Origin of the sequence: Pontibacter ruber (assembly GCF_023630205.1) — a bacterium.
GTDB classification, from domain to species: Bacteria; Bacteroidota; Bacteroidia; order Cytophagales; family Hymenobacteraceae; genus Pontibacter; species Pontibacter ruber.
Window position 1 is genome coordinate 48351 of sequence record NZ_JALPRR010000002.1, and the last position, 23438, is coordinate 71788.

The window sequence follows — 23438 nt, forward strand, 5'->3', positions numbered from 1 at the left end:
TCTCTCCTTGTCATATTATGCAAATGCGTTCGGCAAAGGTAAAATAATTTTTCATTAATGCGACAAGGTTGCATTAATATATTGCAAGTTTGTCGCATTAATATTTTTGACTATTTTTGTACTATGATGAAACGTAGAAATACTGCAACACAAGAGGCTGTTTTGGCTGTATTAACAAGCAAAAGAAGGGCAATGAGTCAAGATGCAATTGTCAAACAGATGGATGTTAGGGCTGACAGAGCTACTATTTACCGGATATTGAACCGTTTTTGCGAAGATGAGATTGTCCATAAGATAGTTGCAGATGATGGTAAACAGTACTTTGCTGTCTGCATAAAATGTGATGAAAAAACAATATCTAATAATCATTTTCATTTTCGTTGCACAAAATGCGAAACTATTGAGTGCTTGCCAACAATAGTGGAATTCTCAGCTCCTCAAAATTATAAAGTCCAGCAAATGAATTGTGTTCTTGTTGGAGTTTGTAAGGATTGTGATTAATTGCAATTTGTATGGATAAAACTTTACAGAAATCTTTATAGATCTTTTTCTGTCAACCCGAAGTTTGAAGTTTGCAGGTCTTTTACCATTACCGTCAACTACTGTTTTACCATTACCGTCAACGGGATTGTGTAGACTATGTGCGAGGCTCTTAAGCCGAAGCATTGAGTCTACACGGGGTTGGCATTAATTATTTTTACTCTTCCCAAAGTTGTTCTATTTGACTTACTCGCCATTCATTGTCTTTTAAAGCAAGTCTTATTCTGACACCTGTACTTATCAATCGGAGGTCAGCAACGGCTCTATCACGCTTTTTGTTAATCAGAACTCCTAAAACCTCAGGGCTAGTTCTGTATTCCTTCCAATCCATGGAAATAGGCATATTAACAAATTGGTCTAAGAAGCTAATCTTTTCGTAGCTATCAGACATAAGAAACAGCTCCATTGCTCTTTTAAACGGTTTTATGTCATATAGTGCACTGGCTTTCCCCAACTCAGGATGTGGTATAAAGGGACTTAAGGTGTTTAGTTCAAGGTTGTAAAATGAATCAAGGTTATAAACCGAATCTACAATCTTATACTTTATCTCTGTAGGCAAAATTGCATATCTATATTTGGAGTAATGAGGTCGAGGAAGCCAACCGTATTTTTCTAAATTGAATGGATGATAGATTTGTGTATAAATTCCGTTTAGAGCTTTTGTTATAGAGTCTTCGTTTTGTGTTGAGAGGCTTTTTGAAGATTCTTTCCAACTTTCAAAAAACTTGCTCAAAAGCACAGTATCTTTTTTCTGATAAGCTTCTTCTAATTGGAAGTAGTAAGTGGAATCAATAGCTTCCTTGATAGCCTTTGATGCCACAACGATGGGCTTTGTTTCATTTCTCTTCTGTTCGCAAGAAGTAAGTATGGCGAGAAGTAAAAAAATGAACATTAGATTTCTCATTATAATTTATGCCAACGGTACTCGTGCAGCAGAAGCCCGAAGCGTAGCAAGGGTTAAAGCTGCACCTTGTTAGGGGTTTTAATTCTTCCTTTTAAGTTCTGCTATCTCTTCTTCTGCGTTTTGCTTTGGTAGAGACATCCTAAAGCATTGATGATATTCCAGTTTCTTTTCCTGTTCATTTGTGAAGGCGAAAACCAAGTATGAATTTCCTATTGTAAAGTCTCCACCACAGATTGTTGCTTCTGTCAGTAGAGTAACCTTTTTCTTTTTTTCTCCTTTATAAACTTCTTCTGTTAAAAACTCGGTGATATAGTACTGCTCTTCACCCTGCTTTCGTTTTACCTTTGGCTCATAATTCTTGACAGACAACACCTTACCTAAGAATACAGAAGCAGACTTAGATAATGATTCTTCTAATGATGCTTCTTCACCTTCACAGTCGCAGGCTAATGAAGGAGATGCGAAGGCGAGCATGCACATTAGCAGCAGGAAAATTCCTTTTTTCATAATTCGTTATTACCCCTAACGGACTTGCCTATAATGTGGCGTAGCTACATTATAGGCAAGTCCGTTAGGGGAAGACATTTTACTTTCAACATTGATTTATTTGCTCAAGAGCCAAATTAATAGCCTCACTGACTTCTGTGTTTGTTTCAACATTCTTTCTTTCAAGTAAAACTGGAACAAGGTGTTTGTTCCTGAGGAAATAGGCTACAGCGGCTGCTCTATTTCTTACTTTACTTGATTTACTCGACAGTACCTTTTCAAGCACTTCAACTTGTTCATCTTCTGTGAAGGCAGCACCCAACATTGTCAAAGCTCTGTCAACTGTTTTAGGATTCCCCCTTTCAATTAAATCGTAAATCTTCTTTTTAGCTTCATTAAAATGGTAAGATAGCCGCTCTAATTTTGTTGCTGCCTGTTCCCAAACTCCAGAAGCTCCATTGACAACTGCTTCCTCCAGACTTGCCAGTTGCTCAGGACTGATAGCTTTAGTTTGAATTATCTGTAAATAGTCAGTAGCTAACTCTTTTAATGTTGATAGTTCTTTTTCTAAATCTCTCCGAGAATAGTTTCTGTTATCTAAAACCCTCTTCTCTATATTCTTATGTTCTGTTTCTAAGTCCCAGGAGAATAATGTTGGCTTGTTAGCTTCTTTTAAAGAATAGGCTTGGCTCATTTCTTTATGATTCTGTTTCCCCCTAACGGACTTGGCTTTGCGGTGGCGTAGCTACCGTAAAGCTGTTGTTGTATGATGTAGTTTTATGTAGGCTAAATAAATAGCATATCCACTTATAATCGAATAAGGTGCTAATGCTATGAACATCAGTACAACTTGAATTGCGTCATTGTATTGAAGTTCTAATGGAATGAGCAAATCTGCCCCTTTATAGATTAAGTAGATATATCCATAGGCAAGTAAATTCAAGCCTGTCCAGATGAATCTACTGGACCTGCGGAAGATAATCCAGAGAATAACTTCATTTAATGGAAGAAGTAGAACAGGTAGAAGCCAAAGGAACTGGTCAAAATTTTCATCTCCTTGATATGAGTGAGTAATATAGCCCCATACAAATGAGTTTATCAGCCACAACCCAGCATATTTGGTTTCTTTAAGCCAACCTAATACAACAGTTTGAGATATTCCGACAATGACTCCAACAAATACTACGTAGGCATATCCACCCACCATAGAAAAATAGAAGCTGAGAAGAGTAAGGATAGTCCATCCGATGTACCATACTTGCTGAAACAGTAGACTCAAGGTTCTCTTAACTTCCATTCTTTTGATTAATATACCATGCAACGGTTTTGCTAAACGACGGCTGAGGCAGTCAGCCGATGCTGGCGTTTAGGTCTTGTTAGGTGGCGTTATTTTTACTTATTCCTCCATTCTTCCAGACAGAAAAATAAATCAGATCTATTATCCATGAAGTAAAAGGAGATTGGCAGAACTTGATTTTTATACTTTATTCCCAAAGGTGATATATTCTTTATTTCTTCTTTTTTAACCTTTTTAACTGTTCCTAAAACATTGGTAAAAACTAATTCACTTTCATAGAAGTCAATTGTTCTAAATTTATTTTTATTGAAAAGGTATAGCCAAGAAAGCAGAAATAAGCTAACAACAATAATGAAAAGCAAAGTATGAAGTTCAATTATACCTTTTTGATAATTGCCTATTGCTCCTATACTTAACCAGAATGACATCCCTATTACCAAAGGATAAAATAAGTATGTTCCAAAGTAATATTTCGGGTTAAAACTTTTCATTCTTCTTTTTTAATACCACCTAACTACTGTATAAACGACAACATACGCTTATCTGCATTATGTATAAAGTAATCTACTCCCTAGCCGCTCGCTCGCTAAACTGCACGGGAGGTTTTCGGTGTTTGGTGCCTTGCTCGTAGGAGTAAGTATACTTTATCAGGGTAGGCTCATCGAACATACGGCCCAGGAACTGGAGGCCGGCAGGTAAGTTGTCGTAAGTATAACCCATCGGCACAGTAAAAGCAGGTTGCCCAGTATGCGGGGCTATGATCTGGCTGTTGTCGCCTTTGTAGCCTTTGAAGTCGCCAACTTTAGCAGGCGGGTTGTTCCAGGTGGGGTAGACGATGGCGCCCAGCTGGTGCTTGTCCATGGCCTGCTCGATGGCCTGCCGGAAAGCAATTCTTCTGGGGTCGGTGAAAGGATCGGAGCAGGTGTGGTTCGGGTTGTGCTGGTTGTCCTGGTGCTCCAGGAAGTATTTCAGGTTCTCTTCTATGTAAGGCGAGTATTTGCCCGAAGCCACGATCTCCTGCAGGTTCTTCACCGGCACGTTTGGTCCTGCAGAGGCCAAATATGCATTGATATCTTCCTGAAACACATCGCACCACTGGTCTTTGCGCAGGCTGTCGAAGCCGGCTATCTCAATCGGATCCACGATCACGGCTCCCAGTCTTTTCAGGTCGGCAAGGGCCTGCTCGAACAGCGCCTTTACCTGCGGGTCCGGATCTTTATCGCTTAAAGTACGAAGCACGCCGATGCGGGCGCCTTTCAGGCCGTCTTTGTTCAGGAACCGGGTGTAGTTCTGCGGTACTTTGCCTTGGCTATACTTGGTGATCGGGTCGGCAGGATCGTAACCGGCTATTACTTCGAGTATCTTGGTTGCATCTTCTACGGTGCGTGCCATGGGGCCACCTACGTCGTTGCGCAGGTAAAGCGGTACGATGCCGTGGCGGCTGGTAAGGCCGAGGGTAGAACGGAAACCTACCAGTGCGTTGTGCGAAGAAGGTCCGCGAATGGAGTTGCCGGTGTCGGAGCCGAGGCCTACGGTACCCATGTTGGCGGCTACCGCTGCGGCCGTTCCGCCACTGGAGCCGGCCGGCACGTGCTGCAGGTTATAAGGGTTCAGGGTTTCGCCGGCAATGGAGCTTATACTTACCATCGGGCTGAAGGCCCATTCGGCCATGTTAGACTTTGCCAAAACAACGGCCCCAGCTTCTTTCAAAACCCGTACCTGGTAGGCATCCTCATTGGGTATATACCCTTTCATGGCCAGCGAACCTGCTGCAGTTTGCAGACCAATGGTGTTGAAGTTGTCTTTTACGATAAGGGGTATACAGTGCAGCTTGCGTAGCTTTTTCGTTTTCCTGTACTCCTCGTCCAGCGCTTTGGCAGTGGCAAGAGCCTCCTGGTTGGTAACCACAATGGCATTGAGCCTGGTGGGCTGGTCATACTTTTCGATGCGCTGCAGGTAAGTAGTTACCAGTTGCTCGCAGGTGCAGGTGCCTTCGCGGAAGGCCTGGTGTATGCCAGCAATGGTGGCTTCTTCTACCTCAAACTTTTCGGCTGCTTTCGTGCTTTTTTCTGCTGTAGGAGTGCAGCGGGTAAAGGTTAGCAGGCAGAGCACCAGGAAAACGAAGGCAACAGGTGTAGATGTTTTCTGCATAGGCTTTTATAGTTATTCTCCTTCGTAAAATTCGATCAGGGCGCCAAAGTAGGCTTCGTTCCAGCCTTCTACTATGTCGTCGTAGGCCTCATCGGGGATGTTGGTGTGGCGCAGCTCTGCCGAGGTACCCTGCTTGTGCGGGTGCAGCTTGATGGTAACGATGGATTCTTCCTCCTGATCGCCAAAATACCACTGTTGCACGATCTTCTTGCCTTCTTCAAACTCCAGATTTTTGCCAACAATATTGCCCTCGAAAAGCGAAAACTCCGAGCCCGGTTCTGTTGACATTTCTGCTGGGTCGCCGGTCCAGGCTTGCAGGGTAAGCGGGTTGGTGAGGGCTGCATACACCAGCTCGGGTTCGGCCGGGATGGTATAATATTTCTTATAGTCTTTCATGTTGTGCTATACTTTGCTTATTCAGAATAAAACGTACGAATGTAAAGGTCTTCTACCTGTTGGCGTGCCCAAGGCGTTTTGCGCAGGAACTTCAGGCTCGAATTTATACTTGGGTTCTTGGTAAAGCTGTTGATCCGGATCTTGTACCCCAGTTCGTCCCAGCCATAATAATCTACCAGCTGCACCAGTATGCGCTCCAGGGTCTTGCCGTGCAGGGGGTTGTTCTTTTGTTCTGCCATCGTATACTTTGTTGTCGTTCAGGTGGCGCCGCTTATACTTTCAATGTCTACGAAAAGCAGCGCGTTGTCTGACCAAAGGTAGCGAGATTCTCAGGAGAAAGATATGAAAAATCCCCTGCTGCAGCACAGCAACAGGGGATTTTATACATTATCGTTTCAGTTATACTTAGTAGTTGTCGCGCTCGATGGCAGCCACACCCGGAAGCGTTTTGCCTTCCATGTACTCCAGCAGCGCACCACCGCCTGTCGATACATAAGAAACCTTGTCAGAATAGCCAAATTTGTTTACAGCTGCAGCCGAGTCGCCACCTCCAATCAGGGAGTACGCGCCACGACGGGTTGCTTCTACCACGGCATCGGCAATGGCCTCGGTGCCAACCGAGAAGTTCGACATCTCGAACACACCCATCGGGCCGTTCCAAAGTATGGTTTTGGAGTTGCGGATCACAGCTGCATACTGGTCACGTGCTTCCGGACCGATGTCAAGGCCCATCCAAAGCGGCTTGATGTGGTGGCTCAGGCACACGTCCACGTTAGCGTCGTTGCTGAACTCATCGGCAATCACAGAATCAACCGGGATCATCAGGTTCACACCCTTTTCTTTTGCCATCGCGATCAAGCGACGAGCCAGTTCTACTTTATCTTCTTCTACCAGCGACGAGCCGATCTGGCCGCCATCCGCCTTCACGAACGTATAAGACATACCGCCACCTATCAGCAGGTTGTCTACTTTGTCCATCAGGCGCTCAATGATCAGGATCTTGTCAGAAATTTTGGCACCACCCATGATGGCGGTATAAGGACGCTCCGCATTATCCAGCACACGAGTAGCATTGTCCAGTTCAGCCTGCATCACATAGCCCATCATCTTGTCGTTCGGGAAGTAACGCGCAATAACGGCGGTTGAAGCGTGCTCGCGGTGTGCTGTACCGAAGGCATCGTTCACATACACATCGCCCAGACGTGCCAGTTGCTCGGCAAAAGCAGGGTCGCCTTTTTCTTCTTCTTTGTAAAAGCGCACGTTCTCCAGCAGCAGGATCTCGCCCGGCTGCAGTTGCTGTGCCATTTGCACGGCTTCTTCGCCAATGCAGTCTTTAGCAAAGCGAACATTGGCTTTAAACTCTTCGGTTAGGTGGGGTACCAGGTGCACCAACGAGTATTTCTCCTCCGGCCCCGACTTCGGGCGGCCCAGGTGCGACATCAGGATAACAGACCCTCCGTCGTTCAGGATCTTCTGGATGGTAGGAACAGCCGCGCGGATGCGGGTGTCGTCGGTGATATGGTATTGGGCGTCCAGCGGAACGTTGAAATCCACACGCACCAGCGCTCTTTTGCCGGCAAAGTTGTACTCGTCTATGGTTCTCATGAAGTATGCTTAAAGATTTGTTTTCGTTTATCGTTAATCGAGTAGTTCAGGTTATGGACCAGACGCAAATCCGCTTCGGTCAGACAAATATAGTAAAATGGCTATAATGTGTAAGTTTTACGTTTTTTTAGGGTTGTTTGTTAATAGGAGGGAAGGGAATAAAAATTATTGATAGATGCTCTGTTCATAAATTCTTCTGTCATTTCCAGCAGAGCGAGAAATCTTATACTTATAGCTGAAGTTTATACTTGACGCTAACAAGCCTTTGCTTCGAAGCTACTTGTTTCCTCAGTCTTACAAACTGCTCCTTTCATAGCTAGTTTGGTGCGCTCACGGCCGCGGGGCCTCGTCCTCGGGTTGAGCGCTGGGAGCTTTTCCTTTGCTCCTGCGTCGCAATGTTGCTCGCGCAACACCGGAAAAACTCGCATAGGCGCCCAACCCAAGGACTGCTGTTGACACTGCTTAGCTGGCGGCTATGCAACTGGATCCCATTGTAGGGACAGGTCGCAACCTGTCCGTGCTAAAGCTGAGGCAATGAAACTCATACTTCAATGTATAGCAGTAGCCAAACTCCCCTCCTTAGACAAGGAGGGGTAAGGGGTGGTTGGATCACAGCAACTATGAAACTTATACTTGCAAAGAGGCAAAGGCAGAATTCCCCTCCTCAGAGGGGTTAGGGGTAGGTTTATACTTTAGCTGATTAAGAGCTCTCCTTATGTCTCTAGCGCCCTGCCATTCCCTGTCCCTGCAGGCCAGTTGAGTCAGAGAATCAACAGGCCTGGTTAGTCACGAATCTGGAGATTCGCGCCAGTAACTATACTTAATAACCACCGTCTCCTGTTTGGGCAGGTAACCTCCATTCATATTTCATATTTCATAATTCATAATTCATCAAGTGGAGGTGGTTAGACCAACTTAAGGCTCAGCACTCCCAAAATGGACCTAGAACCCCGGCAGAAGTGTTAACAGGTAAAACAGGCAAATAAACTTGCTGCGGAAAAGGAAAAGTTTCTACTTTAGAAGCTGCAATCCGGATTAGCCGGAGTAGTACGTTTAGAATCAGAAATAACAACATTTAAACAACAAGTTACGGCCACTGCAGGCTTGCTGAAGTAGTGGCTAATTTTGTTACCTTTGCGGAGATGAGAATAGGTATAATTTTCGGTGGTCCTTCGCGCGAGCGTGAGATTTCGTTTGCGGGCGGCCGTACGGTTTACGATAATTTAGATAAGTCCCTTTTTGAGGCGGTTCCGGTATTTGCCGACAGCCTGGGCAACTTTATTCTGCTGGACTGGCAGTACATCTACAAAGGTACTATCCGCGACTTTTATCCGCCGGTGGAGGCCCTGCCGGAGAGCGAGCACGGGCTGCAGATTTACCTGGAATCCTTTGGCGAGCTGAGCATTGAGGAGCAGGACCGCATTATTGCCAAGGCTGGTAAGCGCCTGTTGCCGCACCAATTCCGCAACCACTTCGATTTTGCTTTCCTGACGCTGCACGGCCCGTATGGCGAAGATGGCAGCATCCAGGGCTTGCTGGAGTGGTACCATATACCTTACTCAGGTTCCGGTATACTTCCGTCTGCCATCGGTATCGACAAAGTGGCGCAGAAGGAAATGCTGAAGCAGCACGGCTTCCCAACCCCGGACTACCGCACCGTACAGTACAACGAATGGCAGGAGCAGGGCAACCGTCAGCAGCTGTTCGATAGCCTGGTAGCCGATCTTGGGCTGCCGCTGGTACTGAAGGCGCCACACCAGGGCTCTTCTATTGGTGTGTCTATCGTTAAAGAAAATGATTTTGCCGCCTTCGAGGCAGGTATGGACCGCAGTTTCTTTACCAAAACCATCTACAAAGCGCAGTGGCTGGCGATGGGCGAGGAGAAGCAACTGGCCAGTATAAAACAGCTGGTGGATATCCGTGAGGGAATCGGTATGCCGGTGATGCTGGAAGACGGCACCATCATTTACCATCCGGAAGAACTATTCAACCGCATCAACCATACGTTCAATACTACAGGCACTGATACTATTAAGCTGATTAACATCGAGCATGAGCAGCAGGTGTTGGTAGAAGCCTTCATCAAAGGGCGCGAGTTCTCGTGCATCGTGGTGCAGGACGAAGCGGGTAAGCCTATTGCATTGCCGCCAACCGAGATCGTAAAAGGCAGCGAGGTATTCGATTACCGCTCTAAATACCTGCCAGGCCTGAGCCGTAAGATCACACCGATCAACCTGCCAGAAGAGGAGATCCAGCGCATTCGCCAGGCGACGAGCAGGCTGTTCACGGCCTTTGGCTTTAACGTGTATGCCCGTCTGGATGGCTTTATCACGGAAAGTGGTGAAATCTTCCTGAACGACCCAAACACAACTTCCGGTATGTTGCCGTCGTCGTTCTTCTTCCACCAGGCAGCCGAAATCGGCCTGAACCCGTCGCAGTTCCTGACCTACATCATCCGTACGTCGGTAGCAGAACGCCTGAAGTCGGGCAAAGACACTGTAAGATTAACGCGACTGCTGGCTGAACTGGACACAAGTATAAAAGACGAGCAGGCGCACCGCTACGACAAGATCCGCGTGGGCGTGATCATGGGTGGCTACTCGTCTGAACGCCATATTTCCGTAGAGAGCGGCCGTAACATTTACGAGAAGCTTTCTTCGTCTACCAAGTATGAGCCGCTGCCAATCTTCCTGACCGGCAGCAACGAAGAGCATCGTCTGTACACCATTCCGATCAATATTATGCTGAAGGATAATGCAGACGATATCAAGGAAAAGATCCAGCACTTTGAGCATGGCGGCAGACCGCACCCGGTACTGGAGCAGATCATAGAAGAAGCTGCCAGCATCACCCGCAAGTATACCGGCCGCAGCCTGGAAGAGCCGCAGCGCATCACCTACAGCCAACTGAAAAACCTGGTGGACGCGGTGTTTATTGCGTTGCACGGTCGTCCGGGTGAGGATGGCGCGCTGCAGACCGAACTGGAAAAACTGTACATCCCGTACAACGGTTCCGGCATCCGCTCTTCGCAGATCACCATCAACAAGTATGAGACCAACGAGATCCTGCACCAGCATGGTGTGTCGGTGGCCAAGCATCGCATGGCCTGGAAAGAGGATTGGCAGAAAGACAAGGAAGCCTTCTTCCAAAGTATAGAACGCGACTTCAACTATCCTTTCATTGCCAAGCCAGCCGACGACGGTTGCAGCTCGGCCGTGAAAAAGATAAAGAACCGTGCAGAACTGGAAGCATTCACTACCCTGATCTTCCGCGAGATGGAAGAACTCGATACCGAGTGCGCCCGTACCCTGTCGCTGGGCTTCAAGGAGGAGTTCCCAAACAAGCTGGGCTTCCTGATCGAGACACTGATCTCGAGAGAAGGCGCCAAGCACTTCCTGGAGATTACCGGCGGCCTCTTGACCAAGTATGCGCCGGACGGCACTGTAGATTACGAAGTGTTCGAAGCATCGGAAGCATTAGCTGAGGGCGAAGTACTGTCGCTGGAAGAGAAGTTTCTGGCAGGCGAGGGTCAGAACATTACACCGGCGCGTTATGCAGCCGATCCGGAGCGCCGTCAGAAGATCTCCAACAAAGTGAAGGAAGATTTGAAGCGCGTGGCGCAGATCCTGCAGATCGAAGGCTATGCTCGTATCGATGCCTTTGTGCGGGTGTTCGAGAACGACGAGGTGGAGACAATCATCATCGAGGTGAACTCCTTGCCAGGTATGACGCCGGCAACCTGTATCTTCCACCAGACCGCCATCAACGGGTACAAGCCATACGACTTCATCGACCGCATTCTGCGTTATGGCATAGAGCGCACCAAAATGAAAGCCACGGTTTAAGGAGTTAGAGAGTTATAGAGTTAAAAAGTTAGAGTGTTGGGCAATTTTGAATGAGTGAATGGAGGAGACGGAAGCTTAGGTATAAATCCTGAAAATCCTTTTTTAACCTTCGCATCCTGGTTCAAACAATCCAGCAATCAGCAATTAAAAGCATGTTCAAAGCGAATTCTTTTGTAGATGTTATAAAACATCTTGTTGTGATCGGGGTAATTGTGGCCCTGTTGATAGTAGGTTTCTTTTATGTATACCTTCCTTCTGCCACAAACCACGGTGAGTCTATTTCGGTGCCGAAAATTACGGGTATGCAACTGCCTGAAGCCGAGGAGTACCTCGAGGAGCAAAAGCTGCGATACTACGTAAACGATTCGAGCTACAACTCCGACAGGAAGCCTTTCGAGATCCTGACCCAGGATCCGGCGCCGGGTGCCAGTGTGAAGGAAGACCGTAAGATCTACGTTTCCATCAATATGAAGAACCCGCCAATGATCAAGATGCCAAAGCTGATCGATGGATCGGTGAAAAATGCGGAACTGATCCTGAAAAGCTACGACCTGAAGAAAGGCGAGGTAAAGTATGTGCCTGACCTGCAACAGAACGCTGTACTAAAGCAGTTTGTGAATGGCAAAGAAGTAAAGCCGGGCGAGCCGATAGCAAAAGGTTCTGTGGTTGACCTGCACGTAGGCGACGGATTGGGTAATACCGAGTTTGAGATTCCGAACGTAGTAGGTATGCCGGTTGACGAAGCCTCCGTGCTGCTGGTAGGGCAGGGACTGCAGATCGGTACTATCCTGTATGTGCAGGGCAGCGGCGAAGCAGACGGCACGGTACTAAAGCAGCGCCCGATTGCCGAAGTAGGAGCCAAAATACGGGTGGGCGAGCTGGTTGACCTGTGGGTAGCTGGCGAAGAGACCGTACAAGCAATAGAATAATCCGGAAGCGCCTGCCCTGCGGCGGGCGCTTTTACTTTAAACCAAATAAAATGGCAGCATGAAGAAAGAGCTGGTGCTAACGCTTACTTGTTTATGGTTATGTGTGGGTGCCATGGCTCAGGTGGTGCTCTCGCCGTTGCCGTACAATACACAGGCTGCTCAGCCATCAGTCCAAAGTATAAACGCATCCAAGCGACTGGCCCAGGAACCGCTTCCGCTGCCTTTCTTCGACGATTTTGCCACTGTCACTTCATCTTCGCCTGATCCTGCACGCTGGGTAAACAGCGGTGTCTACATCAACAATCGCTTTGCTGTAAAACCAGTTACCAGGAATGTAGCCACTTTCGATGGTCTGAATGCCAATGGTGCTCCTTATGCTCCGAATTCTGTGGGGCGTGGCCCGGCCGATACGTTAACTTCACAGCCCATCACCTTGGGAGGATTGGCACCGTCTGATTCGGTTTACCTGAGCTTTTACTGGCAGTCGGGTGGTCTGGGTGATGTGCCGGACAGAACGACGGACAACACTGCTTTTCTGCAGCTTCAGTTTAAGGACGCCAGCGGTAACTGGGTGCCGGTCTGGACGCAGCCGGGTGTAGGCAACGTTACAGAATTTGCCCAGGTGATCGTTCCTGTTCAGGACGCACGCTTCTTTCATAATGATTTCCAGTTCCGGTTCCGAAGCGAAGGAGAACGCTCGGGCATGCTGGATGTCTGGAACCTGGATTATGTGGAGCTGGACCGCAACCGTCGGAAAGGGCAAAATACCAACCGCGACATTGCCATCAGCCAGACCATAACGCCGCTGCTAAAGTCGTACACCGCCATGCCGTACCGGCAGTTTCTGCAGGATCCGGCAGCCAACCTGCGGGAGGAAGTACTGACGACGGTAAATAACCTGGGCACTTTGCCGGGAGCGATCAACTGGCGTGGTTTCATCAAAAAGTCAGGCGCTCCAGCCGATACTTTTCTTCGTGACCAGGGACTGGTACCGGCTCTGGCGCAGCAGTTTGAAATTAAAGGAAACACAAGGGTAACCAATCTGAACCTGACGCAGGAGGCCTTTGTGCTGGAGCATGGCCTGGTGCTGGACACCAGAGAACCTAATGCCCTGCAGCGGGCCAACGATAGCACCATCCGCAAGACTGAGTTCTCTGACTACTTCGCCTACGACGATGGCACAGCCGAGCAAAGTCTTAGCTTTCCGGCTTCGGGCAACTCACAACTGGCGCAGCGCTTCGACCTGAACCTGCCTGACCAGATCCGTGCATTCCGGGTACACTTTCTGAGGCTGCGCAATGACCTGTCCAATACTTCGCTCACCTTCCGCATCTGGGAAGACAACAACGGAGTGCCCGGCAGAATACTGCATGAGCAAAGCTTCAAAATACAGTACACCGAATGGCGCAATACGTTCTATGAGGTAGAGCTGACAAAGCCTGTTTTCGTCAACGGCAGCTTTTACATCGGCTGGAGCCAACCGGGTAGTCTATACGCAAACGTCGGTTTCGACCTGAATGAAAATGCAGCGGGTAAATTATACCTGTGGACGACCCTGAATGGCTGGCGACAGGATTCTTCTGCCAAAGGTGCTGTTATGATGCGCCCAGTCATGACAGGGGAGGCGCTGGCTGCGGACGAGGAGCTAAATACGGAACAGGTACAAGTATACCCAAATCCATCTGCAGGTGACTTATACATCTCAGGCACGTATAAAAAACTAAGTTTGTATGATGTTACAGGGCGTGTGGTGCTTACCCAAAGCTATACAGGTATAAATGAGCCTGTATCGCTGCATCACCTGGCCCGTGGGCTTTACACATTGCGAATAGAAACCCGTACTACTGTTCTAACAAAAAAGATAATACTTAATAAACTATGATCACGACAGACATAACCGTAGAAGAACTGAAAGATCGCTTAAACAAGGGCGAAACACCAATCATTATAGACGTGCGCGAAGACTGGGAGTACCAGGAATCAAATATTGCAGGTGCTAAAAACATACCGCTCGGCACTCTGCCACAACGCCTGGAAGACCTGGAGGATTACAAAGATCAGGAAGTGATCGTGCAATGTAAATCTGGTAACCGCTCTGCTTCTGCCAAGGCTTTCCTGCAACAGCAAGGCTTCAGCAATGTAAGAAACCTGCTGGGTGGTATTACAGCTTTTAAAGGATAATAAGGGTTGTTGACATAATAGCTTTCGCTGGATTAAACCAGAAGAGGCGCAGTGTAATTACACTGCGCCTCTTCTGGTTTTGACTATTTGTCATTATATAACTTGTCATTTCGAGCAGAGCGAGAAATCTGTAGTAGTTGAAGTTTATACTTGTGGCAAGCTGGCCTTTGCTTCGTCGTAGCCTTTGTTCCTCAGTCTCATTTGTCTATAAGTTTCATTTTGTACTTTTGTGCGCTCAGGGCCGCGGGGCCTCGTCCTCGGGCATCGCGCTGTCTATTGAAGCTGCTCCTCGCTCCGCTGCGGGCTGCTTCGCTAGGCTCAGCACCGCAACAATAGAAGGCGCTCAACCCGAGGACTGGAAATAAGTTCGATAGCAGAGTGTTATGCAACGGGAACAAAGTCCTCCTTTGAAGGGGGCAGAGGGATGATTAACAGTAGATATGAAACTCATACTTCTAGTATAACAGTAACAGAGTTTCCCGCCTTAGAAAAGGAGGGGTTAGGGGTGGTTGGACCAAAGCAACTATGAAACTTATACCTGCAAAGAGGCAACAAGCAGAATTCACCTCCTCGGAGGGGTAGGTAAATCCTGCTAATCCAATAATCCTGTAAATCCTAATTCTGACTAAACACCACAGCCACCCAGACGTTCGCAGGAGGTGCGCACGCTGCGAGGTCTAAACTTCCTCTACTGCTCTTAGGAAAGGGCCGAAATGTGGTAAAACCGCATTCGTAATTAGTAAATCTTAATTCGTAATTAAAAGACCTACTCCACAATAAAAGGCGAAGGGCTGAAGCACAGCAGGAAGACCACAAACGCAAGTATGCCCAACACCTTACGTGCCGGGGTAAGCGGTGCCTCATCAGGGCTGGAGGGGTGGTAAATTCCCATCAGCCGCGACAGCAACAGGCCAAACAACATCCAGCCGCTGTAGCCATCTGCTTCCGGAAAAGCCAACGAAATCAGTACCTGCAGTACCAGCACCAGGGAGGCCAGGTAGAATACATAGTGTGGTTTGGGCACGGCTGGCTCCAGTACAAACACCAGGTAGAGCACATAAGCAGGCCATAGCCAGATGTGGGCCTCCAACTCCGGAAATGTGGCAGCTGCACTGTACTGCACCATGAGCATAACAAAAGCTGCTGCAAAACCATAGCGGGAGTTATGCAGCAGCTTTTTGAATGCCCAGAACATAAACGGAACATAGATAACCAGCAGTTCTTCTGCCCACAGCGGCTTGGCGTAAGGCGAAATCACCCCCAAGCCCGCATAAAGTATAAACAGGGTAAAAAAGATCGGAGACAGCTGGTTAAACCTTCTGTAACCCAGCAAGCCGTACAATACGTGCCCGCCGTCCAGCTGCCCGATGGGCAGTAAATTAAGGGCTGTAAAGAACAAAGCCAGGTACCCCGCAAAAACAAACGGGTAATGGATTACCTCATACTGGTTAGGGAGAAGCGTCTGGTCTGGTGCTACGAATCGCTCGAAAAATAAAAAAAGAAGGTTCTTCCCAAGAGCTAAGTTGCCCATAGAATCGCGGTAGACGTGCTGAGCGTAGTCCAGGCCATACTGCTTATATTCCGGATGTATGGTATAAATGTATTCGGGCTCGGGCAGATGCGTAAAAGCGTACCAAAGCAAAGGCACAGCTACCACAAAGCCAGCCAGCGGACCGGCAATGCCGATATCAAAGAACTGTGTTCGGGAAAAGATGCGGCCTTTGATTCGGATAAAAGCTCCCATGGTACCGATCGTGGAAGTTACCCCAAACCACAAGGGCAGATAGTAGGGGAGCGTAACCCGCGTACGGTAAAACTTAGCTGTAAAATAATGGCCAAACTCGTGAACAGTAAGCACTCCCAGAAAGGGTAACGAAAAGTACAGGCCACCTAAAAACTCAGCCCAGGAAATAGTGCCGCTGCCTGTAAAGCCTTCCGGGCCCAGGAAAAACATTTTGCCGTACCGCCACTCGGCACCTGACATGGTAGTAGTAGCCAGGGTGATAAGAAAAAGCAGCAGGTGCAGGCCGTAACTACGCTGTCGCTTAGATAGCAACATGCCTGAATACCTGGTTTATAGTTAGTGGTGGTTGCAGGTGCAGCGTCTGCAGGCCTAAATTTCTGGCGCTCTCAACGTGCTGAATGCTGTCGTCGATAAAGAGTGTCTCTTCTTTCTGAAGTCCGTTCTCGTCCAGGATCTGTTCAAAAATAGCAGCGTCAGGTTTACGCAGGCCAACCAGGTGCGAGTAATACGTCTGCTCAAAAAGTGAATCCAAACTAGGAATCGTGAAGCTATGTGCTACGATCTCATTGAAGCGCTTCAGGTGAATGGCATTGGTATTGCTGAGCAGGAAAATGCGGTACTGCTTACCAAGTTCACGCAACAGGTCAATGCGCTCTTTTGGTATATCTAACAGCATGGCATTCCAGGCGTCATCAATCTGCTCGTCGGTTGCTTCCAGATCATACTCACGACGCAGGCTGTCGCGGAACTCCTCGCAGGTGCTGTTGCCCGTTTCGTACAGGTCGAACAGCCGGGACTGTGCCCGTTGGGTAAACTGGATCGGGCTGCCGCTTCTGCTATACTTCTGCATTTCGCGTATGCTCTTATCGTAATCCAGGTTGATAATGACCCCGCCGAGATCGAAGATGATATTTTTGATATTGGTTAAATCCACAGAAAAATTTTGTCTTGTATTTGAATATCTCGCTACAAATATGTAGAATTGCACTCCCAAATCAAAGGAAGCAATTTCTTAATAGGGAACGGGCCTATAGCTCATTCGGTTAGAGCAACTGACTCATAATCAGTAGGTGCCTGGTTCGATTCCAGGTGGGCCCACTTGAAAATCAAGCACTTATATCTGAAAAGATGTAAGTGTTTTTTTGTTTTGTATATCTATATCTTAAAGTTTTTGTCTGATCAAAGCTAGATCATTTACCTTTCTCTATTTCTAACAATCCATTTCCTGTTTATTAATAAATCGCTATCTTTATAGATTTTGCTTCTAATAGCCTCAATGCTGAAACAAACTTTGCGACAGGATGAAAAACGAAGCGCATGCGCGGATAAAAATTAACCAGCTTCTGACTGAAGCAGGCTGGCGTTTTTTTGACGATGCTGAAGGTCCGGCAAATGTGCTGCTCGAAAATCATGTGAAGATCACGCAAAAGGAAGTTGATGCATGGGGGAATGACTTTGAAAAGACGAAAGGTGGGTCACTTGATTATCTGTTAGTAGATAGCAACCAGAAGCCAGTTTGTGTGCTGGAGGCTAAAAAGGAAAGTATACATCCGCTTACAGCAAAGGAGCAGGCCAGAAAATACGCCAATTCAGTCGGCGCTCAATTTATCATCTTATCCAATGGGGTTGCTCACTTCCTTTGGGACCTGAAGAAAGGCAATCCTACTACCATTCTTAAATTCCCATCGCCACATGAAATTGGAGCCATTAAGCAATGGAATCCAGATAGAAAGGCTTTGGCTGCTGAACCTGTTGCAAGCGATTTTATTGCGAGTGTGCAAATGCCGGATTACGCCGAGCGGCCAGGTTGGAATGGTTTAGTTCAGAACAGCAAAGACTTTATCTGGAATAATGGGCTTCGGTTTCTAAGACACTACCAACTGAATGCCATCCGGCATTTGCAGAAGGCTGTGCACGAAGGGAAGGACCGTTTTCTGTTTGAAATGGCAACAGGTACAGGCAAGACCCTTACTTCTGCCGCTGTAATCCGCCTGTTTCTGTCAAAACAGGCCAAATATGTTTTAACCATATTTATGAAGCAGAAGAGTTTATTACTCAGCAAGGGCTAGAAAATTCTTCAGCCAGAATGATAAAGGCAGGTACAATATTAATGGCAATGTATGGACAAGGTATAACAAGAGGCAGAGTTGCAATACTCGGAATTGAAGCTGCAATTAATCAGGCTGTTGCTGCAATTTCAATAACAAGCCCAAAAATAGAGACATCTTTTCTTTATTATCAGCTACAAGGTCTATACCAGCATTTAAGATTGATTAGTGATGCAAGGGGCGGAAACCAAAGTAATTTAAACGCACAATTAATTCGTGAGCTTAAAATTTTTATACCTACAATTGATGTGCAAAATCAAATTGTCGTTAAACTCGAAAAAGAGCAGGAACTGGTAAACGCCAACAAGCAGCTGGTTCAGATTTTTGAGCAGAAGATAAAAAACAGAATCGCCAAAGTGTGGGGAGTGGAAAAGCCTGAAAAGGAGGAAGCTATACCTGCGGCCACAGCGGTGCAGGGGGTGTTAGTATCATGAAATTCAATAATGTTGAATATTTTGCAACTTATTAGTTGCATTGTGAGTTAAAAGGTAATAGTTTTGGGGACCGAACAAATTAATCTTCCGACTGTAGAGCAAGTAGAGGCATTCCTTAAAGAGCTGAAGATAAAACTTGACTTTCAACAAGTGTTTTTTGACAGAAGAGGTAAAAACCTTGATTCATATACCATGTTAGCAGAATGGGGCTATAGTTCAAGTAAGTTGGTTTCTTAAAAGAGCTAACCATTGCTAACTATTCCGAAGGCCCTATGGCAGACGACCAAAACGTACCCAGCAAAGGCGATCTGTGGGTATTCGGAAAAAACATTAAGCCTGAAAATCCCAAAAGGAAAAAGCTAGAAACTGAGTTTTATATCAAACTTCAGTTAGGTTACCCAAACTGAGAAGTTATTTGTATTTCATTTCACCCGTCAGAGTATAAAATGAATTACCCTTTTAACAGCTAATAAGATTTTAAATATGAAAAGCCCATATACAGGAGGAGAAGTTAGAAAGATAACTGCCCCTGAAACTATAACTTTTAAAGACGAGCAGTTTACGCTCGAAGTTGAAAGCTATGAATGTGTGGATACCGGCAACCGTTTTGCAACTGGCGAAATGAATGACGCTGTAATAGAGCGGGTACATAACTTATGGAGGGAACGACATAAAATACCTACAATTGCTCAATTACAGGCTATCAGAAAACAACTGGGTCTTAGTAAAAGACAGATGTCGGCTTTGCTAAATTTCGGCGTGAATCAGTATCGTTATTACGAAAATGGCGAAATGCCCAAGGGTGCTAACTTATTACTTTTACGCTTATTAGTCAATCAGGGAGCGCTACCTTATATCTTGTCTGCGCAGGCTGATGGTCTTCCTGAAAAAACTAAGAAAGCCCTGCTGAGATACTTTGATGGTAAGACCCAAATCGTTGAAGTTGAGAATACACCAAAAGTAAATCCTGGTGAAGAGCATGCTGCCTCAATTAATCTGAATGACAAATCATTTACTGATTTTAGCTATCTGCCAGATACAGGCTCACAAGTTCCATCAATTTCTTTAAACGCAGCAACTGCTGCATAATATGAGCGAATCAAAACTTTCTCTTCCAGTTGATTTTACAAAAGCACAGTTGTTATGGGCAGCTTTTACTGACATTAGTATTAAAACCCTGCCGGTTGCAACTGATATAGAAGATAAAAAAGTAGCAGGCTTTACTAATAAAGTATCTCACAAAAAGGGCTTTAATTTAGCCGAAAATGAAATACGAATAGAGCTGGAGATAGACTGCGCTGCTGTAAACCAGGCAGGTCAGGCAATTGGTACTGAAGGCCACTTCCAAATTGGTTTTACGTTTGTAGTTGAAAATTTAGCTGATTACTCTATTGAGATACCTGGGGTACAAGAAAGACTTCCGGCTCCTGAATTGGTCATACCTTTGGTAGGTACGGCATACTCAACTGCACGCGGTATGGTCATGATGAAAACTTTAGGGACTAATTTAGAGGGATTCTCCTTACATATAGTTAATGCACAAAGTCTTATACAGCAACCTATGCCAGAGAAAAAGAAAAAGACGGATAAAAAAGCTTAATCCATTTCCACCCCACTCAAGCTATCTCGAATTGCATCCCATCCTGCCAGGTGAAATGTTCGCCCCAATAAAAGATGCTTTAGTGGGCAAACTGCACCAGCTACCGTACTTGCAAAAAGCAGGTGCTTATACTTTATAGATTTTCGCTCAGCCATTACTTAGCCTCACTATGGGTGGTGGCGCACCAAACACAAAAATCCCCGCACCATGCGATCACCATAATGCGGGGATGTTTAGTTTTTAAGCAGATTACAATGAATCAATCCATCTTTTCAGGTCGTGTTTGGCTTTGCCGGTCTTCTGCTGAAGCCTGCCCAGCCACTCATCTTCCTTGCCCTCTTGGTAGGTAAGATCATCATCGGTCAGGTCGCCGTACTGCTGCTTCATTTTTCCTTTCAGCTCGTTCCAGTTTCCTCTTGCTCTATATTCTGACTCTCTCATGGCTTTACCGGTTTAGTTTTAAAATAATATTGCTCTATTAAATTTTACGGACTAAGAATCAGTAAGTTATTCTGTTTAAATAGAAGATAATTAGGAGTTAGTTTAGCTTGAAACCAAGACCCAGTAAAGCATGTAAAGCTACATTGGTGACATGTGCCTCACCATCTGTAACAGGCACCTGCACGTAAGAGGCAGTGACCCTTCCTTCTCCCAGCACAAACCACCTGTTCGCAAAATAATAACGCTTGGCAACGGCTGCCTCCAGGGTGGGGCCGGAAACATAATACCCTTTGTTCAGGATGCCCCTGTTCTCCGGAAATGGCCTGTTACGAATGGTAGATTCCGGGTGTGTGATCACGATGCCGCCACCGGCCGACCAGGTCAGACCTTTGTAGTTCCACATGCGGTTAAGAGTAAGCAGGTTGAAACCGTCGGTAATGGAAAAGCGCTGTACTTCGGGCGGTCTGTTGCGCAGGATGAGTTTGTGGTGCGTGAACTTTACTTTCCAGCCTTTGGCTTCTTTCCAGGTGCTTACCCGGATGTCGTAGTATACCGGCGGGTTGAATGGTTCGGTGCGGTACCGGGCATCCAGGCGGATGGTCTCAAAGTCGTGCTGTTGAATACGTAGGGGTGTTTTAAAGTTTTGGACAGCTCCGCCGGCTACCGCAACTTCCCAGCTTCTGCTTTGCCCTATACACAGAAAAGGCATCAGCAGCCCGAACAATAAAAAACATGCGTAGTTTATACTTTTCATCTGCACAGTTCCCCTTCTCCCCGGACGTTTATTAAGGTTATACGAACCTCTTTCAGGAGTAATTCTGCCAGTCAGGGCTTTTGTTCTTTATTATCTATCCTATATATTTAGTTGAAGACACAGCTGCAGCTATACTTGGGTAAGATGCAGCATTAACTTAAACCCTTATAAAATGAATAAAACTATACTCCGAAGCGGTTGCTGGCTATTGCTGTTCATGTTGCTCTTTTCTCGGGAGGGAAGTGGACAGGGATACCTGAAAGCAGATGGTAAAAGAATAGTGAATGAGCGAGGCGAAAACGTTTTGCTGCGCGGAATGGGGCTTGGAGGCTGGATGTTGCAGGAGCCATACATGCTACAGGTTTCCGGGGTCGCAGGAACACAGGGCGAGATCCGGAGGAAGGTAGAAGAGCTGGTAGGGCCAGTGAAAACACAGCAGTTCTACAATGCTTGGTTGGCTAACCATACCCGGGAAATAGATATTGACTCAATGGCGGCATGGGGCTTTAACTCTGTGCGGCTGGCGATGCACTATAACCTGTATACTTTACCGGTAGAAGAAGAACCAGTAAAAGGGCAGCAGACCTGGCATGAAAAAGGATTTGCTATGACGGACAGCTTGCTGGCCTGGTGCAAGGCAAACAACATGTACCTCTTCCTGGACCTACACGCAGCTCCCGGCGGACAAGGCAACGACAATGCCATTGCTGACCGCGATCCCAACAAGCCATCTCTTTGGGATAGCAGGGAGAATCAGGAAAAGATTATTGCACTCTGGCGAAAACTGGCGGAACGCTATGCTAATGAGCCCTGGATTGGTGGCTACGATCTGATCAATGAGCCCAACTGGGGCTTCCAGAATGCGACAGATAAAAATGGCTGCAACGAAAAAGAGAACGCGCCGCTGCTGCAACTACAGAAGGCAATTACCAAGGCTATCCGGGAAGTAGATAAGAACCATATCGTTATCATTGAGGGAAACTGCTGGGGCAACAACTATGCCGGCATGATGCCACCCTGGGACAGCAACATGGTACTCAGCTTCCACAAATACTGGAACTACAACGACCAGGCTTCTATACAAAACATGCTGGCCATGCGCGAACAGTACAACGTGCCCGTTTGGTTGGGAGAAACAGGGGAGAACTCTAACCTCTGGTTCCGTGATGCGATTGCCCTGCTGGAGCGGAACAACATCGGTTGGGCGTGGTGGCCGCTAAAAAAGCTGGGTTTCAACAATCCGCTGGAAGTAAAGGTAAATGCGGGTTACCAACACATACTGGATTACTGGCGCGGCAAAGGCGCCAAGCCGGATCAGGACAAAGCCTTCTCTGCACTGATGCAGTTAGCAGAAGATACCAAACTTGAGAACTGCATTTATCATAAAGACGTGGTAGATGCCATGTTCAGGCAGGTTAAATCAGATGAGGTAAAGCCATTCAGAAATCATTTAGTGAAGGGAAAAGCCACTACCACAGTTTATGCTGTTGACTATGATTTGGGCAGAAACGGAAGAGCTTACTTTGATAAAGACACAGCTAATTATCATGTTGCCACAGGAGGCGAGCGCACAGCCTGGAACCACGGACGCACCTACCGTAACGATGGCGTGGATATTATGCTGATTCATGATGATGTTAACAATGGTTATGGTGTTGGCTGGACGGAAGAAGGCGAATGGCTGCAGTATACCATCAGTGTACAGAAAGCAGGTAAGTATACTGTTGGGCTTAGAGTTGCCTCTGAGAAAGAAGGCCAGGTGTTGCTACAGGCTAATGCCAGCACTGTGCCGGGAAGTATAACTGTACCGAATACCGGCAGCTCAACAGCCTGGCAAACCATTCATAAAAGGAATGTTCGTCTGAAGAAAGGTGCGAATACATTGAGAATAAAAGTTGAAAAAGGTGGTTTTAACCTGAATTACATTCAGTTAAGCAAAAGCTAGTAGTAACTCTTCTCAACAAGTTCATCACACAAAGTATAAAAAGCGAAAGCCTCTCCCCTTTTTGGGAGAGGCTTTCTG

23 protein-coding genes and 1 tRNA gene are annotated in these 23438 nt (G+C 46.7%); 11 read left to right on the forward strand and 13 right to left on the reverse strand.

Annotated features, from left to right (window positions below; genetic code table 11):
• Positions 1–123 precede the first annotated feature (123 nt).
• On the forward strand, positions 124–501 hold the full coding sequence (locus tag MJ611_RS07020) for a Fur family transcriptional regulator (protein WP_250428885.1): 378 nt from the start codon (positions 124–126) through the stop codon (positions 499–501).
• A gap of 196 nt (positions 502–697) precedes the next feature.
• Here MJ611_RS07020 and MJ611_RS07025 read toward each other — a convergent pair whose 3' ends face one another.
• The 9 genes from MJ611_RS07025 to MJ611_RS07065 all read right to left on the reverse strand — a co-directional run bounded on the left by MJ611_RS07025 (position 698) and on the right by MJ611_RS07065 (position 7379).
• Positions 698–1360 carry a hypothetical protein gene (locus MJ611_RS07025; protein WP_250428887.1) on the reverse strand — a complete coding sequence of 221 codons (663 nt, stop codon included), beginning with the start codon at positions 1358–1360 and terminating at the stop codon, positions 698–700.
• Positions 1361–1522: 162 nt separating this feature from the next.
• Positions 1523–1951: a hypothetical protein gene (locus tag MJ611_RS07030; protein ID WP_250428889.1), complete on the reverse strand. Its 429-nt coding sequence runs from the start codon at positions 1949–1951 to the stop codon at positions 1523–1525.
• An 85-nt stretch (positions 1952–2036) separates the two neighbouring features.
• Positions 2037–2624 (reverse strand): hypothetical protein, encoded by a 588-nt coding sequence (locus MJ611_RS07035; protein ID WP_250428891.1) that lies wholly within the window; start codon positions 2622–2624, stop codon positions 2037–2039.
• A gap of 51 nt (positions 2625–2675) precedes the next feature.
• Positions 2676–3227 carry a hypothetical protein gene (locus MJ611_RS07040; RefSeq protein ID WP_250428892.1) on the reverse strand — a complete coding sequence of 184 codons (552 nt, stop codon included), beginning with the start codon at positions 3225–3227 and terminating at the stop codon, positions 2676–2678.
• A gap of 95 nt (positions 3228–3322) precedes the next feature.
• Complete coding sequence (locus tag MJ611_RS07045; protein ID WP_250428894.1) at positions 3323–3718, reverse strand: hypothetical protein; 396 nt, start codon at positions 3716–3718, stop codon at positions 3323–3325.
• A 73-nt stretch (positions 3719–3791) separates the two neighbouring features.
• Positions 3792–5378, reverse strand: coding sequence for an amidase family protein (locus tag MJ611_RS07050; protein ID WP_250428896.1), 1587 nt, complete (start codon positions 5376–5378; stop codon positions 3792–3794).
• A gap of 12 nt (positions 5379–5390) precedes the next feature.
• Positions 5391–5774, reverse strand: coding sequence for an SRPBCC domain-containing protein (locus MJ611_RS07055; RefSeq protein WP_250428898.1), 384 nt, complete (start codon positions 5772–5774; stop codon positions 5391–5393).
• A 17-nt stretch (positions 5775–5791) separates the two neighbouring features.
• Complete coding sequence (locus tag MJ611_RS07060) at positions 5792–6013, reverse strand: VF530 family protein (protein WP_250428899.1); 222 nt, start codon at positions 6011–6013, stop codon at positions 5792–5794.
• A 166-nt stretch (positions 6014–6179) separates the two neighbouring features.
• Positions 6180–7379 carry a phosphoglycerate kinase gene (locus MJ611_RS07065; RefSeq protein WP_250428901.1) on the reverse strand — a complete coding sequence of 400 codons (1200 nt, stop codon included), beginning with the start codon at positions 7377–7379 and terminating at the stop codon, positions 6180–6182.
• A gap of 1142 nt (positions 7380–8521) precedes the next feature.
• On the opposite strand from MJ611_RS07065, the gene MJ611_RS07070 reads away from it, so the two are divergent.
• The 4 genes from MJ611_RS07070 (at position 8522) to MJ611_RS07085 (ending at position 14334) form a co-directional block, all read left to right on the forward strand.
• Positions 8522–11224, forward strand: coding sequence for a D-alanine--D-alanine ligase family protein (locus tag MJ611_RS07070; RefSeq protein WP_250428903.1), 2703 nt, complete (start codon positions 8522–8524; stop codon positions 11222–11224).
• A gap of 152 nt (positions 11225–11376) precedes the next feature.
• Positions 11377–12153 carry a PASTA domain-containing protein gene (locus tag MJ611_RS07075; protein WP_250428905.1) on the forward strand — a complete coding sequence of 259 codons (777 nt, stop codon included), beginning with the start codon at positions 11377–11379 and terminating at the stop codon, positions 12151–12153.
• Positions 12154–12211: 58 nt separating this feature from the next.
• Entirely contained in the window at positions 12212–14035 is a 1824-nt protein-coding gene (locus tag MJ611_RS07080; RefSeq protein ID WP_250428908.1) for a T9SS type A sorting domain-containing protein, read from the forward strand.
• Positions 14032–14334 carry a rhodanese-like domain-containing protein gene (locus MJ611_RS07085; protein ID WP_250428910.1) on the forward strand — a complete coding sequence of 101 codons (303 nt, stop codon included), beginning with the start codon at positions 14032–14034 and terminating at the stop codon, positions 14332–14334. The genes MJ611_RS07080 and MJ611_RS07085 overlap by 4 nt, the downstream gene beginning before the upstream one ends.
• 766 nt (positions 14335–15100) lie before the next feature.
• On the opposite strand, the gene MJ611_RS07090 is transcribed toward MJ611_RS07085, so the two are convergent.
• Entirely contained in the window at positions 15101–16393 is a 1293-nt protein-coding gene (locus MJ611_RS07090) for a site-2 protease family protein (RefSeq protein ID WP_250428912.1), read from the reverse strand.
• Positions 16380–17012 carry an HAD family hydrolase gene (locus tag MJ611_RS07095; protein ID WP_250428914.1) on the reverse strand — a complete coding sequence of 211 codons (633 nt, stop codon included), beginning with the start codon at positions 17010–17012 and terminating at the stop codon, positions 16380–16382. The genes MJ611_RS07090 and MJ611_RS07095 overlap by 14 nt, the downstream gene beginning before the upstream one ends.
• A 90-nt stretch (positions 17013–17102) precedes the next feature.
• On the opposite strand from MJ611_RS07095, the gene MJ611_RS07100 reads away from it, so the two are divergent.
• From MJ611_RS07100 to MJ611_RS07120, 5 genes are all read left to right on the forward strand, one after another.
• Positions 17103–17176 (forward strand) — tRNA-Ile (locus tag MJ611_RS07100).
• A gap of 203 nt (positions 17177–17379) precedes the next feature.
• Positions 17380–18147, forward strand: coding sequence for a DEAD/DEAH box helicase family protein (locus MJ611_RS07105; protein ID WP_250428916.1), 768 nt, complete (start codon positions 17380–17382; stop codon positions 18145–18147).
• Between the two features lie 17 nt (positions 18148–18164).
• Positions 18165–18620, forward strand: a complete 456-nt coding sequence (locus MJ611_RS07110; RefSeq protein WP_250428918.1) for a restriction endonuclease subunit S — start codon at positions 18165–18167, stop codon at positions 18618–18620.
• Between the two features lie 483 nt (positions 18621–19103).
• Positions 19104–19709: a type II toxin-antitoxin system MqsA family antitoxin gene (locus tag MJ611_RS07115; RefSeq protein WP_250428920.1), complete on the forward strand. Its 606-nt coding sequence runs from the start codon at positions 19104–19106 to the stop codon at positions 19707–19709.
• A 1-nt stretch (position 19710) separates the two neighbouring features.
• Positions 19711–20220: a hypothetical protein gene (locus MJ611_RS07120; RefSeq protein ID WP_250428921.1), complete on the forward strand. Its 510-nt coding sequence runs from the start codon at positions 19711–19713 to the stop codon at positions 20218–20220.
• 249 nt (positions 20221–20469) lie between these two features.
• On the opposite strand, the gene MJ611_RS07125 is transcribed toward MJ611_RS07120, so the two are convergent.
• Both MJ611_RS07125 and MJ611_RS07130 read right to left on the reverse strand, forming a co-directional pair.
• Positions 20470–20661: a CsbD family protein gene (locus MJ611_RS07125; protein ID WP_250428922.1), complete on the reverse strand. Its 192-nt coding sequence runs from the start codon at positions 20659–20661 to the stop codon at positions 20470–20472.
• Positions 20662–20758: 97 nt separating this feature from the next.
• A complete protein-coding gene (locus MJ611_RS07130; RefSeq protein WP_250428923.1) occupies positions 20759–21415 on the reverse strand; it encodes a hypothetical protein in 657 nt (218 codons plus the stop codon).
• Between the two features lie 172 nt (positions 21416–21587).
• Here MJ611_RS07130 and MJ611_RS07135 point away from each other — a divergent pair, with 172 nt between their 5' ends.
• Entirely contained in the window at positions 21588–23360 is a 1773-nt protein-coding gene (locus tag MJ611_RS07135) for a cellulase family glycosylhydrolase (RefSeq protein WP_250428925.1), read from the forward strand.
• Positions 23361–23438: the final 78 nt, after the last annotated feature.